The 18,813-nt window shown below is 43.0% G+C and carries 16 protein-coding genes and 2 pseudogenes; 8 read left to right on the top strand and 10 right to left on the bottom strand.

Translation table 11 applies throughout. The annotated features are described in order from the left end of the window. The first annotated feature begins 53 nt into the window (after positions 1-53). Positions 54-1,763 carry an urease subunit alpha gene (ureC, locus tag IQ246_RS14125; protein ID WP_304952582.1) on the top strand — a complete coding sequence of 570 codons (1,710 nt, stop codon included), beginning with the start codon at positions 54-56 and terminating at the stop codon, positions 1,761-1,763. A gap of 45 nt (positions 1,764-1,808) precedes the next feature. Here the strand turns inward: ureC and IQ246_RS14130 are convergent, their stop codons facing one another. From IQ246_RS14130 to IQ246_RS14140, 3 genes are all read right to left on the bottom strand, one after another. Continuing rightward, positions 1,809-3,014 (bottom strand): glycosyltransferase family 2 protein, encoded by a 1,206-nt coding sequence (locus IQ246_RS14130; RefSeq protein WP_370588500.1) that lies wholly within the window; start codon positions 3,012-3,014, stop codon positions 1,809-1,811. After that, on the bottom strand, positions 3,007-5,694 hold the full coding sequence (locus IQ246_RS14135) for an NACHT domain-containing NTPase (RefSeq protein WP_194003995.1): 2,688 nt from the start codon (positions 5,692-5,694) through the stop codon (positions 3,007-3,009). Before IQ246_RS14135 ends, IQ246_RS14130 begins: the two co-directional genes overlap by 8 nt. Positions 5,695-5,790: 96 nt before the next feature. Next, positions 5,791-6,234 (bottom strand): hypothetical protein, encoded by a 444-nt coding sequence (locus tag IQ246_RS14140; RefSeq protein ID WP_194003996.1) that lies wholly within the window; start codon positions 6,232-6,234, stop codon positions 5,791-5,793. Positions 6,235-6,412: 178 nt separating this feature from the next. Here IQ246_RS14140 and IQ246_RS14145 point away from each other — a divergent pair, with 178 nt between their 5' ends. Then, positions 6,413-7,090 carry an SDR family oxidoreductase gene (locus tag IQ246_RS14145; RefSeq protein WP_194003997.1) on the top strand — a complete coding sequence of 226 codons (678 nt, stop codon included), beginning with the start codon at positions 6,413-6,415 and terminating at the stop codon, positions 7,088-7,090. A 129-nt stretch (positions 7,091-7,219) separates the two neighbouring features. Here the strand turns inward: IQ246_RS14145 and IQ246_RS14150 are convergent, their stop codons facing one another. Next, positions 7,220-7,789 (bottom strand): DUF3611 family protein, encoded by a 570-nt coding sequence (locus IQ246_RS14150; RefSeq protein WP_194003998.1) that lies wholly within the window; start codon positions 7,787-7,789, stop codon positions 7,220-7,222. Between the two features lie 295 nt (positions 7,790-8,084). On the opposite strand from IQ246_RS14150, the gene IQ246_RS14155 reads away from it, so the two are divergent. After that, positions 8,085-8,558 (top strand): TspO/MBR family protein, encoded by a 474-nt coding sequence (locus tag IQ246_RS14155; RefSeq protein ID WP_194003999.1) that lies wholly within the window; start codon positions 8,085-8,087, stop codon positions 8,556-8,558. A 298-nt stretch (positions 8,559-8,856) separates the two neighbouring features. Here IQ246_RS14155 and IQ246_RS14160 read toward each other — a convergent pair whose 3' ends face one another. Both IQ246_RS14160 and IQ246_RS14165 read right to left on the bottom strand, forming a co-directional pair. Next, the gene (locus IQ246_RS14160) at positions 8,857-9,420 is read right to left on the bottom strand and encodes a Uma2 family endonuclease (protein ID WP_194004000.1); all 564 of its coding nucleotides are present in this window, start codon (positions 9,418-9,420) and stop codon (positions 8,857-8,859) included. 57 nt (positions 9,421-9,477) lie between these two features. After that, entirely contained in the window at positions 9,478-10,185 is a 708-nt protein-coding gene (locus IQ246_RS14165; RefSeq protein ID WP_194004001.1) for a M15 family metallopeptidase, read from the bottom strand. Between the two features lie 180 nt (positions 10,186-10,365). Between IQ246_RS14165 and IQ246_RS30895 the strand changes: the two genes are divergently transcribed. From IQ246_RS30895 to IQ246_RS14175, 3 genes and pseudogenes are all read left to right on the top strand, one after another. Continuing rightward, positions 10,366-10,500: a hypothetical protein gene (locus IQ246_RS30895; protein WP_255515556.1), complete on the top strand. Its 135-nt coding sequence runs from the start codon at positions 10,366-10,368 to the stop codon at positions 10,498-10,500. Next, positions 10,493-11,407: pseudogene (locus IQ246_RS14170) on the top strand (RNA-guided endonuclease InsQ/TnpB family protein); the annotation flags it as partial. The gene IQ246_RS30895 and the pseudogene IQ246_RS14170, both read left to right, overlap by 8 nt. Before the next feature lie 71 nt (positions 11,408-11,478). Beyond that, complete coding sequence (locus IQ246_RS14175; protein WP_194004002.1) at positions 11,479-12,585, top strand: helix-turn-helix domain-containing protein; 1,107 nt, start codon at positions 11,479-11,481, stop codon at positions 12,583-12,585. Positions 12,586-12,642: 57 nt separating this feature from the next. Here the strand turns inward: IQ246_RS14175 and yidD are convergent, their stop codons facing one another. Continuing rightward, a complete protein-coding gene (yidD, locus tag IQ246_RS14180) occupies positions 12,643-12,906 on the bottom strand; it encodes a membrane protein insertion efficiency factor YidD (protein ID WP_194004003.1) in 264 nt (87 codons plus the stop codon). A gap of 60 nt (positions 12,907-12,966) precedes the next feature. Here yidD and IQ246_RS14185 point away from each other — a divergent pair, with 60 nt between their 5' ends. Then, positions 12,967-13,674, top strand: a complete 708-nt coding sequence (locus IQ246_RS14185) for a diacylglycerol/polyprenol kinase family protein (protein WP_194004004.1) — start codon at positions 12,967-12,969, stop codon at positions 13,672-13,674. A 97-nt stretch (positions 13,675-13,771) separates the two neighbouring features. Here IQ246_RS14185 and IQ246_RS14190 read toward each other — a convergent pair whose 3' ends face one another. Next, entirely contained in the window at positions 13,772-15,229 is a 1,458-nt protein-coding gene (locus IQ246_RS14190) for a GTPase family protein (protein WP_194004005.1), read from the bottom strand. A 151-nt stretch (positions 15,230-15,380) separates the two neighbouring features. Between IQ246_RS14190 and IQ246_RS14195 the strand changes: the two are divergent. Further along, positions 15,381-16,215: pseudogene (locus IQ246_RS14195) on the top strand (nitrilase-related carbon-nitrogen hydrolase). Positions 16,216-16,547: 332 nt separating this feature from the next. On the opposite strand, the gene IQ246_RS14200 reads toward IQ246_RS14195, so the two are convergent. Then, complete coding sequence (locus IQ246_RS14200) at positions 16,548-18,197, bottom strand: PAS domain-containing sensor histidine kinase (RefSeq protein ID WP_208492162.1); 1,650 nt, start codon at positions 18,195-18,197, stop codon at positions 16,548-16,550. Next, positions 18,194-18,811: a chemotaxis protein CheC gene (locus IQ246_RS14205; RefSeq protein WP_194004006.1), complete on the bottom strand. Its 618-nt coding sequence runs from the start codon at positions 18,809-18,811 to the stop codon at positions 18,194-18,196. Before IQ246_RS14205 ends, IQ246_RS14200 begins: the two co-directional genes overlap by 4 nt. Positions 18,812-18,813 lie beyond the last annotated feature (2 nt).

Below are 18,813 nucleotides of genomic sequence, written 5' to 3' on the forward strand. Positions count from 1 at the left end.
CCCATGCCCCATGCCCCATTCCCCATCCCCTAAATAAAAACATGAGCTATCGAATGAAACGACGAGACTATGCGGCTATGTTTGGCCCGACTGTTGGCGATCGCGTCCGCCTCGCTGATACAGAATTGTTTATTGAAGTAGAAGAAGACCGCACCACTTACGGTGAAGAGGTTAAGTTCGGCGGGGGTAAGGTGATCCGAGATGGTATGGGACAATCTCCCATCATTAATGGTGACGGCAATTATGCCGTAGATACGGTAATCACCAACGCCTTGATTCTTGACTGGTGGGGCATCGTTAAAGCCGATATTGGCATTAAAAGCGGGAAAATTTTCAAAATTGGGAAAGCAGGCAATCCTAATATTCAAGACAACGTTGATATTATTATCGGCCCAGGCACGGAGGTTATAGCCGGAGAAGGTCGAATCGTCACAGCAGGAGCGATTGACACCCACATTCACTTTATTTGTCCCCAACAAATCGAAACCGCGATCGCTTCTGGGACTACAACTATGATTGGTGGTGGTACAGGCCCGGCGGCTGGTACTACCGCCACCACTTGCACCCCTGGCCCTTGGCACATTCACCGCATGTTACAAGCGGCTGATGCTTTTCCTATAAACATCGGTTTCTTGGGCAAAGGTAATAGCAGTTTACGTGATGGTTTAGTCCAACAAGTTGCTGCTGGAGTCATAGGTTTGAAGCTGCATGAAGACTGGGGAACTACGCCAGAGGCTATTCGTACCTGTCTTAGCGTTGCTGATGAATATGACGTACAAGTTGCCATTCACACCGACACGCTAAACGAAGCAGGATTTGTGGAAAAGACAATTGAGGCTTTTGAAGAACGTGTGATTCACACTTTCCACACCGAAGGTGCAGGTGGCGGTCATGCGCCTGATATTCTGAAAGTCTGTCAATACGACTATGTTTTACCTGCTTCTACGAATCCCACTCGTCCCTACACCATTAATACCCTAGCCGAACACAGAGATATGTTAATGGTGTGCCATCACCTCGATCCCAATATTGAGGAAGATGTCAAATTTGCCGACTCAAGAATTCGCCCACAAACGATCGCAGCTGAAGATATTTTGCATGATTTGGGCGTAATTAGCATCATGTCTTCCGATTCCCAAGCAATGGGAAGGGTAGGGGAAGTCATTCTGCGGACTTGGCAAACTGCTCATAAGATGAAAGTCCAAAGAGGGCCGTTATCTCCTGAGAAGATTGTCCCAAATAATGATAACTTTAGAGCCAAGCGCTATATTGCCAAATACACTATTAATCCTGCGATCGCTCATGGAATTGCTAATTATGTCGGTTCCGTTGAAGAAGGAAAATTAGCTGATTTGTGTCTGTGGAAACCTGCCTTTTTTGGTGTGAAACCAGAGCTTGTCGTTAAAGGAGGAATGATTGTTTGGGCACAAATGGGCGACCCTAATGCCAGTATTCCTACCCCCGAACCCGTTTATATGCGTCCGATGTTTGGCGCTTTTGGTGGCGCAATTGGTGCTACTTCCATTACCTTTGTTTCTCAAGAAGCTTTGAATAAAGGTATACCTGAACAGCTGGGCTTAACCACTCGAACTGAAGCTGTTTCCCATACCCGTGACGTGAGGAAGAAAGATTTGAAACACAACGATGCTACACCACACATTGAAGTTAATCCAGAAACCTACGAAGTCAGAGCCGATGGGGAATTGTTAACTTGTGAACCTGCTGCTTATTTACCCATGGCCCAGCGTTACTTCTTGTTTTAACGTGTCGTTTCTATCAACTTGGCGAGATGCCGTTGGAATTTACTTTTATTTGAGTGATCTACCTCGCCAAGTCCAACCCCAGCCAGTTTCAGTCTTAATAACCGAAACAATAGCAATGAAAGCAACCAATAAACCTCCCAACCAATGTAGCCACCAGTACTTTGGAGAACTGTACAATGCCTGGGAAGCTAGGGTTCGCAAATTGTACTGAAGGAGAATTGCGCTCAAAGCTAGACAAATTGCAAACAAGTCAAATGTTCCGCATCCAATCAAAAGACTTTTACCAAGCAAAATTACTAATCCTAGCCAGGGAATTGAGTAAATGCTTAACATCACCACAGCTAAATACAACATTATCCAAAAATTCCGTTGAGCACCTGAGTACAAAACTTTAGTCCAACCTTCCCAGAGTGCTGCCCAAGAGCGATACATTCGTAATGTAGCTAAATCTGCCCCTAGTACATATTGCAATTTTAAACCACTGTGTTTTATAAGTCGTGCTAGAGCAACATCTTCAGCAACCTTACTGGCTACTGCACAATGTCCTCCTACTTGATTATAAGCTGAACGCCGAAACAGCATGAAAGGCCCTGCTGCAAACGCTGTCTTTGTATTAGGGTTTTTTACAACCGTAGAGTTAAAAGCAATCAGCATATTGATGAATATTAATGGCTGTACTAACCACTCTGCGAGAGAATCACAAACGAGTGCTGGTATACAGTTCAGGAAGTCAGTCTTTTCTATTTCTGCTTTATAAATAACGGTTTCAATTGCCCCTAGTTTCAATCGGACATCAGCATCAATAAAGAGTAAGTATTCTCCACAAGAGCGTTCAGCAGCCTGAGCGCAAGCCCAGTTTTTCCCTGTCCAAACTTGTTTTTCTGGTCGAGGTAGTCCAGATACAATTTTCAACCGTAAGTCACTAAGATTTTGCTGAAGTCGTTTCAATATTGTTAGAGTTTCATCAGTTGATTGATCGTCTACTACCCAGACTTCAAGGTTATCATCTGACAAGTCAGTACTGTTTAAAACAGACATGACACATTCTTGAATATTATCTGCTTCGTTATAAGCAGGAATAATCACTGAAACTGTTGGTAATCTAAAATTAAGAGCATCTATAAGTATTACGTCCTTTGATGGACTTAGTTGCATATCAGCGATCGCACGTCGTAAAAAAACTAAGTAGGTAGTCAGTCCAATTAGAGAAAGACAAAGAAATAAAACAAGTAAAATCACAGTTTCACTCACTTGCTGACTGATCAGCGTCAGGCATTAGGGCAAAATGCTCTAGTATCAGTCTGTGGATAAAAATGTAGCTACCATTGACTTTTCGCAAAAGAATACGTTCAGTTGCATAATCGAGAAAACGAGCGTAGTTCCAAGGAATATTGTCACTCCTGTGAAGAATAACACGCAAAACAAAATGTTTAATGCAGACCAAACCTGAATTGTCCCCACCAACTAGACCATTAAGTAACCCAATTATGGAGCCAACTACTAGTGCAAAAACTACTCCATCAGCAAAAGGATCATTTCCATAATGAACCCACCAAATTATGTCTGGATATATATGAGCCAAAATCCATACCACCACACTAATAAACGCACCAATCAATCCACCAATCGTTATTAAATTGAGAGAATTTATTACTGAGTTCCAAATTCCTTCGTTAGGAATTTTCTTATCTTTCTCTACAAAATCTTTTTTTTCTACTCCTAACACCAAACCGACCCATAACCCAACAAACAAACCTAACATTTGTAAACCAAAGAAGATTTTAATAATATTTTTTAGATTGAATCTTTCAGTATAAAGCAATTTGGCAGTTTGATCTAAAAAATTATTAAACCAAACATTGTTTATTGTAAAACTTTGATTAGTAATAAACGTAATTATCATTCCAATAATTAGTAATATAATACCAGAAAACATTCCGCAGACCATTCCAATTATAAACTTATTTTTTGCTTCTGAGAATGACAGAACTCTACTATCTGTTGGCTTTATATTTTCAATATCTGTACGCGAGCTTATGAACAAAACAATGAATAAAAAAAGTGGAGTTTCTAGAATAGGGGTTATTGTGGTTTCTGAAAATAGGGAACTTGTTAAATACAGGCTTGCTATACATATAAACAGTTCAAATATTAATATTAAACCAAAGCTTAGTTTTAAGTTTAAAGCTTCTACTTCTGAACTCAAGTCTGTCAATAGCTGAGATACCACTTCTGAATTGTGTCGTGTAAATATATCAGATATTTTTCTAAATCTTCTACCGAATATGCTACTAAAATCTATAACGTATATACGATGTTTCCATTTATTTATCACTCCAAAATTGAATTGTGTGAATAGCTCAGTTATAACTCCAGATATCAATCCAGCTACTGCTCCCATGCACATGTAAAGAAGTGAAGAATTTATTGGTTGAGGACTATAATTGAATAAACTAGCAATTAGCCCACCAGACAACCCAGACAGTGAGCGCACAATTAGCATGACTGCAAAATGGTATATTCTCCGTTGATAATCTGTTTGGAACCAGCTTGGCTGCATATCCTCGATTGAAAAGACTGTTTGAGAGTTCTCTTCCATTCTTTTCGCTAACCAAATTAACCAATGTTTTGCTTTTGCTTTCTCTTTTTCATGCTCCGTATCATTTTTTTTAGTTCTACGTCTGAGGAACATCCGTTCAATATAAGCATTAAACAGGCGTTGGCGTAGTTCTTGTTGGTTAGCCAATGCTTGTCGCGGTTCTGGAGTCAGCTCATCACTACTCCTCTGAGGGAAAAGATTTATCAAACCTTTTAAGAAGTTAAAACCGACAGTAATCGGATTTGGGGATAATGTTGTTTCCTTGGGCGCAAGTGTTACATCAGGCAATGACTTGTAAACTAGGATGATGATATTCAGCCATAGCGGCGATTCAGCTAACTTTCGTAGATCAGTATTCTTTCTCAAGGCTTCGCGAACTGTTGCCAACTTCTGACTATCAAGATTATCAAGATAATTATGAATGTCTTCTTGTGTCAGTGGTAGCAAGCGTATGGCAGCAGAGAAGCGTAAACGGCGATTGAGATCTTCATATTCCCTTATCCGGCTACACACTACTATATTTGTGTGTTTGTGTTTCTTCCTAAATCGATTTAATGCCTCAACGCAGTCAATTCGGATATCTTCCCTTATCTCATCTAACCCATCCAGCAATAGCAGTAGTTTATCCTTGCTTATCCAGCGTTCGCCAATTTCTCTGGGAACATCGTATTCATTGTTCAGTTCTTCAATTAGCCATTTGTTAAGAGTTTGCCTTTGCCTTTTCCAAGAAGATAAGTTTAATACTACTGGCATCGGTAGTCTGACATCTTCTTTAGCAGGCTCAATCAATTCACGGGCAAGTTGCAGCAGAGTTATAGTTTTGCCTGATCCCGGATCTCCTAAAATCAGGAGGCTACAATCAAAACCCAAACTCTCAAATTTGTCAATTACTCTCGTACCTGATGGCAGGGTTTGCCGGACTTGTTCAGGGGTTTCCCAAGTCCAGTTCGCAGGGGTATCCACAGCGTCAGGTCTTTGTTGTAGTCCCAGTTCAATTAGTACCTCATCTTGCAAGGATTTCTTCAATACGTCATCAATCCAGCTATTCTTTACCTTGTCGAGAAAATTTTTGCGATCGCGCTCCTCTTGCTTATCCCCACTTACAGCACTTTCCTGCCTCCAAGGCAACATATTCCCAGAAAAAAAGTTAACCACAAGGTTAACCACAATGATGTTGTCAGACAATTTTTTAATTATTTGAATCTGGGTATTATCGTTTCCCTGAATACCCTGCTGCCCACCATCTAATTTTGACGTTTCACTCGATTGCCGAATACCTGAATTAGGTGTTGATGGTTCATTGGAATCAGAGTCGGGAGGCGGCTGGTTCATTGGCTTGCCTTACTAGTAGAATCCAAACAAGTTTTTAGCCATACCTATATTATTAGGTGTTGTAGTGCATGGAGACATATAAACCTAGACAGCCATTTACTTTAACAGGATGCCCAAAAGAGAACCTGCTATTGCTTGACCCAACCAGTCAGTCACTTTCAACAAGATAGGCTTTACTTTTTCCCAAAGAGTTTTGCCTTCACCTTCGTTTTGACTGACATCATTTAAGGTTTCAGCCACGCCTTCTAAGTTGGTTGCAACTAGTTGTTTTTTTGGTTCTGCTTTTTCAGTTGCCTTTTTTGCTGCACTAAGATACGCGATCGCTTCTTTTTGGGTATCTGGTGGTAGTTTTGCACTACGAATCATGTCTTCAATCTCTGCAAGCATCTGGATGACTTGTTGCTGGGTTAATTGTTGACCAGCAGGTGCATCTGCTTGACTTGTCATTTTCTGTGAGTTATTATTACCTATCACAGCTTGTTGACCGCCACCCATTGAACCAGTATTAGATTGTGAAATTCCACCTGGATTGTGAGTCATAAAACTTATCTCTTCAGCTTTTCTTATAAAGATTTTAGCCAAATTTCATTATTTTATGTACTTTGATGATTTAAGGGTGCGATCGCCTGAAGATGCGGATATGCGTCACGGTCGCAAAAGGAGTAGTTCACGATTATTGTCTAAATAAATACCCAAAAATTCCAAATCCAAAATCAATATGACAACTGCATCTTACATTTTTCTGGCTGGAGCAAGTCGCGGTGTTGGTAGAGAAATTGCCAATTATTTAACAGCACAATCACTAAAGGTAAAAGCATTACTGAGAAAAGAAGCCACTGCTGCTGAACTTGAAGCAATAGGTGTGCAGGTAGTTCTGGGAGATGCCTTGAATGTTAGTGATGTAGAACGTGCAATACTAACAGATGAACCTATCCACGCAGTTATCAGTACACTTGGTGGCTTGCCTACAGATGTTGAAAGACCAGATTACTCTGGGAATAAAAATCTGATCGATGCGGCTGTTAAAGCTGGAATCAAGAAGTTTATTCTTGTGTCTTCTATTGGCACTGGTAATAGTGCCGTTGCTGTGCCTCCCCAAGTTTTGCAAACATTGGGCCCTGTTTTAGCCGAGAAAGACAAAGCTGAACAACATTTAATTGCTAGTGGACTAACCTACACAATCATTCGTCCTGGCGGACTAAAATCTGATCCAGCAACCGGTAATGGCATTTTAAGTGAAGATCCACGCATTGTTGGCACTATTAATCGTGCAGATGTCGCACAGTTGGTTTGTCGGTGTTTAAATTCTGATCGTGCTAACAATAAAGTTTTGTCAGCAGTGGATCGAAATATGATGTTTGCTCAACTAGAGCTTCCAGAATTTAGCTTGGATTAATTATAAGCAGGACTTACGCACAGGTAACGGAAAATCGTAGACGCATTCGCGCAGCGGCGACCACAGGAGAAGCAACTGGCGCGATACGGAGGAATAAGAGTTTCAGAGAGTTCTTGCGTAAGTCCTAATCTAGTGTTGATGCACTCGCTCCAGCAACCACAGCGAAGTAACAGTACCCACAAAGTGAGCAGCAATCCCATTGATATTGGCCAACACTACAAAAACATCAAGTGCTCGAATAATCTTGTAAGGGTCAGTAATTGCCACTCCTGGAGGTTGGGATATAGATTTTGCCACTAGTACAGCCACAGTTGCTCCCGCACCCAAGATGGTTAATAATATCCCCACCAAACCTAAAAATACTCCCAGGCGAATGACTCCGACAGTATCCGCCTTACTAGGATGCAGAGCTGGGTTAGGATTTTCTAGACTTTTGCCTATACGGGTGTAACGAAAATCCCAATACATACTGAATAACAACACTACAACTCCGCATACAGCCCAAAATATGCCAACCCCAAGACCGGCATTTGGCTGCTGAGTAAAACCACGCCCAGTATAAGCAAATAACAAAGCTAAGGCAGAAACCGCTGCAAGTCCCAATTGTACCCAAAAGGTAAGCCAGCCTGTAAAACGTACAGTATTTCCAATTGAGCGAGTTTCTGGTGCTAGCGATCGCCCTTCTGATTCGGTTTGCATCTTTAAATTCCATTAAGCCTAATTGGCATATCTCCCAATCTCTAACAATATTTACACGATTAACTTTATATCCCTACCCGCAGACATAATCACCTCAAAATCTTGGGGAATAAAATTTCAACATTTTTAATTTTTAATTTGTAATGGAAGCGTAGCGACTGACTTCTGAAATACTTCTAAATAATAGAAACTTCTCAAACTCAGGGATGATAAGCAATCAGCAACTAAATTGACAAAATTGCACAATAAAGCATGATATTTAAGCGATAAGCAGCGATAGCGAAGGATAAGGGGCATGATTAAATCTTGGATGGTAATTGGGGGCGTGGCTTTTTTAGTTGCTCTAGTGGCTAACTTTATTACACCAGGCGATCGCCAATGGTTCAAGCGCTTACAACGGCCCAGATGGCTAACTTTTGAGGGAGCGATTCCAATTATTTGGACTGTAATTTTTATTTGTGGTGCTTGGTCAGCTTATATTGTCTGGGAAAACGACCCAGGAAGCACCACAACTTGGTTAATGATGGGTTTATACCTGCTTCTAGAAATGGTGACTATTGCCTATACGCCTGTAATGTTTCGGCTTCGCAGTCTAAAAGTGGGGACAATTATTGGTGGCACAGGATTTATCATCAGTGTTTTGTTAATACTTGCAGTCTTGACTATTTCTGGATGGGCTGCACTGTTACTAATTCCTTATTTGTTGTGGAGTCCCATTGGTACTTATACCACTTGGCAGATGGCTAGTCTCAATCCTCAAGATATTTAGAGGACATAGGAGTCAAAGGTCAAAGGTCAAGGGTCAAGGGTCAAGGGTGAATGGCACTAAGAAAAGCTCTAAGCTATGTAGAATAAGGGCTACAGCTTTAATGCCCACTCTCGCAGTCTACGCCAGATGTTATAAGCTATCGTGCTTATAACTTGCACTTTTTATGGTGTATAACCCTTATTGCAACGATAATATTCGGGAAAATTAAAGATGCGACAGCTTAAATTAAATAGCATTGCGTAAAAGGGAACAGGGAACGGGGAATAGGGAACATGGAGAACTTGTTTTAGCTATTTCTCTAACTGCTCATTTTTAGCCAACCAAACACAGTCGCTACAGTTAACTCCAAGTTTATCCCGGTTAACACTGGCAAACGCTCATCACCCTGTAAAAGTTCTGGTTGTTGATTTGGACGGAAAACCAAAATGGAACGATCTTCTGGATCTATCAACCAACCTAATTGGCAACCATGATCTAAGCAATAGAGAATATTGCCTGTAACTCGATTTGAACTTTGTTCGGGAGAAAGAATTTCAATTGTCCAGTCTGGAGGAAGCAGAAAATCGTTGGGTGCTTCCCCATCAACAGCAAAGGGAATACGCGACCAGTTGAAAACCGCTATATCAGGTACTATTGAGCGGATACCAAAACTACAGCGCAGTTCTGGAAAGGCATAAGCAATATGCAGGCTTTCGGCAACATCATTGATACTATTGCACAGCCTTAACTGTAATCGGCTGTGCTTCCCTTTTGGCATTGGCTTGGTGATAATCTCACCATTAATGTAAACGCTTACAGGCTTTGTTTCTGGTAGCTTGAGAAACTCCTCCAGAGTCAGGGATTGGGTAATTACCGTAGACATGGCTCAGTCGAGAAAAGCAAAAGGGATATATTTTAGTCTAGCAGTACCTACCCCACTCTATACAAGACGCCCATAACGTGCTGTAACTAGATTAGCCGGGTGGGATTGATTATTTAGCCAAGCCCACATTTGATCACCAAAGGAAAAATGCCACCATTCTCTGGGATTGCGTTGAAATTGCGCCTTTAACATTACATCGCGCAATAACTGACGGGAAGCATGATATTGTTGTGCTTCTGGATGGTCATTGTTGGCATAGTAATCGGGATGCGATCGCTCTGACATTTCATCAATTGGCGAACCCATATTTACTATTTGCCCTGCATCATCTACTAACGTCACATCTACTGCTGCACCTGTACTGTGAGGAGGAGGAGTTTTTTCATCCAAACTTGGTACAGCCCAAATTTCATAAACTACTTTCCAAATCTCTTGGCGTTGATGTGGTGATAACTCAACCTCAGTCAGCCCTCTTTGTTGCAACGCTGCTGCGAAGCTGTAATCTACCATAAACTGCTGCACAGCGATCGGGCGATAGGCGTCAAAGATCTGGATGCGCCAATTGCTGTGCAAGCGATGAAGATAGTTTTGCGCTTGAATTAAATTGTCAACAACGCTTTGACGAAGATAATAGGGAGAATTTTTTCCATAAGGCGCACCCAGTTTTTCATAAGGATGAGGAGATTCCACCGCAAAAAATTTTAAAGGAATCTCCACTAGGGATTCACCACATTCATAAATAGGGATTTGGTGATAAAGTCTCATTTGCTTTGCTGTTACCGTTTTGTAATATCGTGTACGGCTGATTAGTTATGATTCAGTTATGCAATATAAGGAATTTATTTACCGAAACGGTAAAGTATTACATAAATTGATATGAGATCTCCTTTGGAATATAACCAATTTGTTTACCAAAATAGTAAACTTATATTAGGCTACTAGGGCATGGAAATTACTTTCGATGACAGCAAATTGCAAAACCTATGCGAGCAAGAAAAACTAGCGCAAAAAAAATTGGGTGCAAAGTGTGCCAAGAAATTGACAGCCCGATTGGCGGATCTTGCTGGTGTTAAAAGATAGTCGTTCTGTTGAATATAAAACAACGGGTTGGAAACTTGCAGACGACCGCAAATCTATAACTTTCTCTGACAAAAAAGGTATAGGACGATTAAAGCTCAAAGGTACTCGTGACTTGCACTTCTATCAAATTAACCAAATAAAACGGGTAAGATTGGTAAAGCGTTCAGACGGTGTGTACGTTCAATTGTGCATTGATGTAAACCGTTCTGAAGACATAGAACCTACGGGCAATACAGTCGGGTTAGATGTCGGATTAAAGGAGTACTATACCGACTCTGACGGGTTGATGGTAGAGAATCCCAAGTTTCTTCGTATTGGTGAAAAAGTTCTCAAACGTTCTCAACGTCGAGTTTCCAAAAAAGTAAAAGGTTCAAATAACAGAAGCAAAGCTAGGCAGATTTTAGGAAAACGCCACCTCAAAATAAGTAGGCAACGTAAAGACCATGCAGTGAAGCTTGCACGGTGCGTAGTTCAGTCTAACGACTTGATCGCCTATGAAGATTTGAGGATCAAAAATATGGTGTTAGCGAAGCGGGGCGCGTTTAGCGCACAAAATCATTGTTTAGCCAAGTCTATAAATGACGCATCTTGGTATCAGTTTCATGTCTGGGTTGAATACTTTGGCAAGGTATTTAAACGGGTCACAGTTGCGGTTAATCCGCAATACACTAGTCAAGAATGCTCTAGCTGCGGTGTCATTGTCAAGAAAACACTATCCACTAGAACCCATGTATGTTCGTGTGGATGTGTTTTGGATAGAGATGAAAACGCAGCTAGAATAATCCTTAGTCGGGGATTGGGTACGGTAGGGCATATCGGAACCTCTGCACTAGATGTAGGCAACGCTTGGGGAGATGAAACCTCTACTCTTTTTGGCGAAAGCCTGATTGAGCAAGTTATGTCTTAGATTCAAAAATCCCCGTGCGTTTATGCCGGGGAGTGTCAATGCTGTTTGTATTGTTTTCATCGGAGATTACCATGATTGAGACAACCCGTCCCTTTACTCCTGATTGGGTATCTCCCCCCGGTGATACCATTGCTGATTTGTTAGAAGAGCGTGATTGGACACAAGTACAGTTAGCAGAGCGTTTAGGTTATACAACAAAACATATCAGTTTGCTGATCAATGGCAAAGCACCGATTCATGAAGAAACAGCCTTGAAGCTAGAACGGGTTCTGGGGAGTACAACCGCGTTTTGGCTCAATCGTGAAGCCCAGTATCGTGCGGCTTTAGCCAGGAAGGAAGAGGCAAACCGCTTAAAGGGATGGATATCTTGGTTAGATATGTTACCAGTAAAAGACTTAATGAACCAAGGTATAATTCCCAAATGCCGTTTAATTGACAAGAACAAACCTGGTTTGGTAAAAAAGTTACTGCAATTTTTCGGTGTTGCTTCGCCGGAAGATTGGCAGAATTATTATGTAGGTATGGAAGTTGCCTTTCGTCGCACCCGCGAAGAACAAAGTGATATTGGTGCTATTTCTGCATGGTTGCGGTTGGGTGAAATAGAAGCAGAAAAACTGGACTGTCCTAAGTACAGTAAACCTAAATTTGAAAAAGCGGTGCGGGAAATTCGCACGTTGACGGTGTTACCACCAGAGGAATTTGAACCACAGATGCAACATTTATGCCGAAAATCTGGGGTTGTGCTGGTTTTAGTACCATCAATTACCAAAGCACACGTCAGTGGTGTAGCGCGGTGGTTAAATCCCCATAAGGCACTAATTCAACTTTCGCTTTACGGGAAAACCAATGACCGCTTCTGGTTTAATTTCTTCCATGAAGCTGCACATATCCTACTACATGATAAAGAAAATATTTTTCTGGATGAATGGAATAGTGGAGAAAGTTTAGAATCTGAGCCAGAGCGGGAAGCTGATGAATGGGCGCGGTATTTTTTAATACCACCTGAGTATGCAGAAGGGTTAACACAACTGAAATCTAAAAATGATGTTGCTGATTTTGCACACCGTATCAGTATTCATCCTGGGATTGTGGTAGGTCGGTTGCAACACGATCATCTAATAGATCGCTCTTGGATGAATGGTTTGAAGGAGAGTTTTTGTTTGCAAGGGCTAGAATAAGTACAAGACGTACCTACACTTCTCTGACGAGTAAGTGTAGACTTCTCAAAGACTCCTCTATTCCCCTTCTCCCTCTCTCCCACTGCCCTCCTCCACTACCCCCACAACCACCTCCGGAACTGGGTCGTAACCACCTGGATGAAAGGGATGACAGCGCAAAATCCGCCCAATTGCCATCCAGCTACCACGCCATACGCCAAATCGTTCAATTGCTTGGATGGCATACATCGAACAAGTTGGTTGAAAGCGACAAGTCGGAAGATACAGCGGCGAAATAAACATTCGGTAGCCCCGAATCAGCCAAATCAATAATAGTTTCATTGCGTCACCCAAATCTTATAAATTAGTAACAACAGTAATAAGTTCTATTTTGTTGCATCTTTGTTGATTACATTTGCTGGATTTACTTCAATTCCGCTTTTATCGCTGCAAATTGCGATCGTTGCAGTTTGGGTGTTACTCATCCTCCTAATTGCATGGTGGGTAAATCGTTTTCCCAATCGCGATCCAGAAATTGTGCGAAAGATAGTTCATATTGGCACTGGTAACGTAATTTTGCTCGCCTGGTGGCTAGATATTCCTGCAATTGTTGGGATTACAGCATCAATTCTAGCGAGTGTCATCACCTTATTGTCCTATCGATTTCCCATCCTTCCTGGCATTAATAGCGTCGGCCGCCAAAGTTTTGGGACGTTTTTTTATTCTGTCAGTTTTGGCGTTTTAGTTGCTTGGTTTTGGCACTTGCACCAACCGCAGTACGCAGCACTAGGAATTTTGGTGATGTCCTGGGGAGATGGACTAGCAGCGTTGATTGGACAACGCTTTGGTACACATAAGTATAAAGTTTTTGGTAGGGAAAAAAGTTGGGAAGGCTCTTTAACTATGACGCTAGTTAGTTTTCTAGTCAGTAGTTTGATTTTACTTGGCACACAAGGAAACAACTGGCAAACTTGGGTGGTATCACTTGTGGTGGCATTGATTTCTACTGGTTTAGAGGCTTTTTCGTTTCTAGGCGTTGATAATTTAACAGTTCCTTTAGGTAGTGCAGCACTGGCTTTTGTGTTAATTCAACAACTGCCACTTAACTAGTTATGATTAATACATGATATTTCTCATAAATAAGTTTTTGCAACACCCTTTCCCTTTACCCCGCCAAGTTCACGCAGGCAAAATTACTGTCCTGTTTTCAATGTTTAATTCCTTTGAAATGTTCTTGTGCGGTCTTAAACGCTTCTTGCATTACGGACTGAATTTTCTGGGGATCGGGTTTTTTTCCTCCCATTAAATCACCGAAGTAAACGCAGGCTGCTTCACCTAGCGACCAAGTATAAGCAGCTGCCCAAGAAGCGGCGATCGCACTGCCGAAACCAGGCACGAATTTGATTAACTCCCGTGCGATCGCCTGTGCTAAGAAACCGCCTGCGATGGCACTGACAATACCCCCAGCCTGAGATGGGGTCAGCGTTTGCCCATATAATTTCCCTAATAGACCCACCATTGATACTTGCAACGCAGTCAAAACTGGCATTGTGGCAAATGGTAGTGGTACAGCCGCGAGGGTAGCAGACATAATTGCAAACGGCAAAATGTAACGGCGTCCCGCATCCCGGTAAAGATTGCCAATTTGCTCACCAACTTCCTCCTGATCCAATAACTGATACATTGCCTTAGCTTCTGCTTCTGGAAGCAGTTCTGCTAAAGCATCTCTCAGGGCTTCTAAGCCATAAAATACGGGAGTGTAGCCGTCTTCTTCTAAGGTGAAGTCAATCATTACAAAGCGAATCCCCTTCGGGGAGGCTTCTCTACGAGAGGCTTCTCTACGAGAGGCTTCTCTACGAGAGGCTTCGCCAACGCCAACGCCAACGCCAACGCACAGTTTTGCAAAAGTTTGCTGCATTGCGGCAAATGCGCGGTTGACTTCCTCATAATCTGGCGGATAGGCAGGATGATCAGCAGTATTGGGGGGATAAACTTCGTGCAAGCAGGTAACTGCCAGTAGACAGGGAATATCTGGATACTGCTGACGTAGCTGCTGAGCAATTTGTCGCAGTGTGTCCGTTGCAAAATCATTAATTTTGACAGTTAAAATCAGAATTCTGGCGCGGCTGCTTTCCTGTTGTAAATCGCCAATCAACTCTTGAATGATTGCTTGAGTATTCTGATTTACATCTCCCAGTCCTACCGTATCCGTAAAAATCAGTAAAGGCAGGTCACTGGAAGGATAAGCGTAGCGCTGGGTATTTTGTGTGTGAGGACGAAATCCCTGACCTATAATCTCGGCAGAAACTCCCGTCAGTCCCCTCACAATCGAACTTTTCCCAGCTTGGGGTTTACCAATTAAAAGAACTTCTGTAGTCGGTAGTTCGGCTCGAACTTTCTCTAAAATTGCTGCAACTTGAGCTTCGCTAACGCTAAACCATTCAACAACAGTATGTGCCAATTGTTCTACAGGTAAAAGTTGCGTCAAGCGATCTGTTGCCTTGTTCCAGACATCAGTAATGCGGTTTGTCCAAGAATCATTACCAGACTTGGTTGTCACAGTATCAGGAGACAGCGCTTGGCTTGACTTGATGTGACTGTCGTTCGATTCACTCAATTGCTGAGAATCATCTGACGGCGAGTCAGGATTACGTTGCTCAGTCATTTCGATCAAAACGGTAGATAGCAATTTAAACTACATCCTGTCTATATCTATCGTACGTCAAGGGGTCTTTTAAGATTCCCGACTTATTTAAGAAGTCGGGAATCTTGCTGTTCAGGTATCCTATGAATTAATGACGAGATTTGGATACAGCATGGCAGATAACACCGATAATCTTGACTCATTTCGTGCTTTGGCGCTCCAAGTTACGTGTCATGCAGTCAATCAAGCACGCGATCGCACTGAAGCGCGATCGCTTATCCAAAACTCTATCCATCGCTTAGCGCCACAAATTGCTGCCAGTATTGCCTTTATTGGCTCTGATTGTCGTTTAATTGTATTACCAGAATATTTCCTCACAGGTTTTCCGATGGGTGAGTCTCTAACGGCGTGGGCAGAAAAAGCCTGTTTGGAAATGGCTGGTGCGGAGTACGAGGCACTTGGTAAAATTGCCCAAAAACATCAGATATTTTTAGCTGGTAACGCCTACGAACTCGATCCCAACTTTGTGGGATTATATTTCCAAACCAATTTTATCATTGACCCATCTGGCTCAATTGTGTTGCGGTATCGGCGGCTCAATTCTTTATTTGCTCCCACGCCACATGATGTCTGGGATAAGTATCTCGATTGCTATGGTTTAGAGGGAGTTTTCCCCGTTGCCAAAACTGAAATAGGGAATCTAGCAGCTTTGGCATCAGAAGAAATTTTATATCCAGAAGTAGCACGATGTTTAGTAATGCGTGGGGCGGAAATAGAGTATGGCAGCTTTTGCAGAGATTGACCTAGCTGCTTTACGCCGCGATCGCCGCCGAACTGGGTTAAATAATTTACTTTCACGCCAGCGCTTTGAGCTATACGCACAAAGTTACAACCAGTCACACTTTTACCCTGCTAATACTATGCTGAAGGGAGAAGTAGACCGCAAACATTTCATCCAAACGCAGCAAACAACCATCGAGCGCTTAGCCAAACTGGGGATAATTTGAATTGGGGATGGGGCATGGGGCATTGGGCATGGGGGAGCCATTTCTGTGCAGGATTTTTCCACATTCAGTAAGTACCTGGACAGAATTAATTACATACTATAGGACTAGCCCTTTCAAAAAGAGCAATAAAGATGCGTTGTTTCAGTGCTACCATCTCGAATCCTCCGCTCAGATTTTGGGCTTTTTAAAGGTTGAAATAACCAATCTTTGTTCCCAATTTCACCACCTTGAAAGGGCTAGTCCTAGAGTATTATGCTGTTAGGTATTTTTTCAGCTTACCTGTAAACAACACCAATTAGATAGCTAGGGAGCTGGCAGCTTGCAAAAGAGACTTAACGGGAAAAGTCAGATCCCACAATAAAACGCACTACCGTGGGGTTGGAGACTTGACGAGCGATCGCGGCGACTAAACTAGCTGGATCAGCAGGTTTAGGGATATGTTGTTGAAATCCAGCAGCAAAAACTTTTTGCTGAGTCGTTTCTGCGGCATAAGCGGTGAGAGCGATCGCAGGCAGGTGCTTAAATCGAGGCAGCGCTCTAACTTGTTGGATGAGTCCATAGCCATCCACATCAGGCATCCCTAAATCACTCAGGAGCAGATCGGGCTGGATGTCTGTGAGTAAGGCGAGTGCGTCGATGGCGGAAGCGGCAAGCGTGACTTCTGCACCATAGCCTTGCAGCAAAAACGTAAGCAATGTGCGGGTATCGGTATCATCATCGACGACTAACACATGAACGCCATCCAAAGTAAGGGTTTCAATATCCACCTTAGCAGCGGGCATGAACACGGCTTCAGAACGGGATTCCTTAACAATGGGTAGCTTGAGCGTAAAGGTAGAGCCTTGGTTTTCGCCGAGACTAGTAGCGGTGATCGTGCCCCCGTGAAGTTCGACTAGGTTACGAGTAATTGCGAGTCCGAGTCCGAGTCCACCGATCGAGCGAGTGGTGGTGCTATCCGCTTGGCGGAAGGAGTCAAAGACATAGGGTAAAAAGTCAGCCGAGATGCCGCTGCCCGTATCGCTGACCCGCAGTTGTACCTCTCGGTCTGTGTCATCAAGATAGAGTTCGATACGTCCATTGGCGGGCGTAAATTTGACCGCATTCGACAGTAAATTCCAGACAACCTGCTGAAGGCGAGTCGGATCGCCTTTGACGGCAGAGATCGGTTCTTCGATATGCACTTGAATGGTGAGGGATTTAGCTTCTGCGGCGAGATGAATGGTTTCTAAAGCGGCATGAACGATGAAGGACAGATTAATCGGCTGCCAATCCAGATGGAGTTTGCCTCGGAGAATACGAGAAACATCTAGCAAATCGTCGATCAGTTGGGCTTGCAGTTGGGCATTACGCTCGATCGTAGCAAGAGCATTATCCACAGTTGCCGGGTTGACTTTGCCGCTGCGTAAAAGCTTTGCCCAGCCCAAAATTGGATTGAGTGGGGTGCGAAGCTCATGAGAGACTACGGCGAGGAATTCATCTTTGATGCGGTTTGTCGCTTCGGCGTGTTCTTGGGCGAGGCGGCGTTGTTGAGATTCGGCGATCGCTTGGTCGCGCATCTGACGATAGCTTTGAGCTTGAACCGTCAGCTCGGTGACATCTTGAATTGAAAGCAGTGCGTAAAAGGCATCTCCTTGTAGCGCTGGAGTTGCGGTGATCGTCGTGTGTTGAATACGATTTCCGCCTTGTGGTAAGGGAGCCGGAACTAGATGCTTGTGAAACTGCGACGAGAAGACTGTGGGCGCTCCACCTTGAAAGAGTTGCTGAAATCGACGGACGTAATTTGGCTGATCGAAATGCGGAAAAAACTCAGCGATCGAGCGACCTAAGATGTCTTGTCTGGGGATTTTTGTCCATTCCTCCAGACATCCATTCCAAAATAGCACTGTGTAATCTGCGCGCAGTACACAGTTTCCTAGCGGAATCTGATCAAGCAGTGCAAATTGAGTTTGAGCGTCCTGTAGCTCGTCTATAGAAGAAGTCATAAGGGCATCCCCAGTTCTTGATCGATCGCTTTAATCAGCGCATCAAAGGAACTCACCTCAAAGATTAATATAATGTCGCCGATGATCTCAAGTTCCTCGATCTCAAATCGAGTCTGAGCCAGTATAAAAATCGTTTGATTCAGACCGTTTCGGCTAGATAAAAAAAGATTTTGGATGGTGTCTTCTAAGTAGATGGGGATCGCATAATTTAAGTGTTGACCGAGCAAATTGCTGATCGATCCCATCACACCGTTGATCACGATATTACCCACCTCGCTGAGCGTGCCGATCTTGACGCTATCAAGATCGGGAGAATCAGGAGATTCACCCGTTAAGACACAGATTAAGGTCGCCGCGCTTTCGGTCGGAAATAAGAGTTCGGCAGTGCCGCTAAACTGCCCCGAAAACCCTAGTCGAACCGTGGAGAAACTGCCCCCGTTAAAGCGTTTCTCTAGCTTCTGCTGCAACTGAGCGGTGTCAAACACTTCAATCACTGGAATTTTTAACGAAATACGGGACTCTAACATATCGTTGAGAATGCTAGCCGCGCGTCCCACTCCAATGTTGATGAATTCTTGAAAAGCGTCTAGTTGGTTCGCAGAAAGTGATTTCATTG

It is taken from the genome of aff. Roholtiella sp. LEGE 12411 (assembly GCF_015206995.1).
In the GTDB taxonomy this organism is placed as follows: Bacteria; Cyanobacteriota; Cyanobacteriia; order Cyanobacteriales; family Nostocaceae; genus Komarekiella.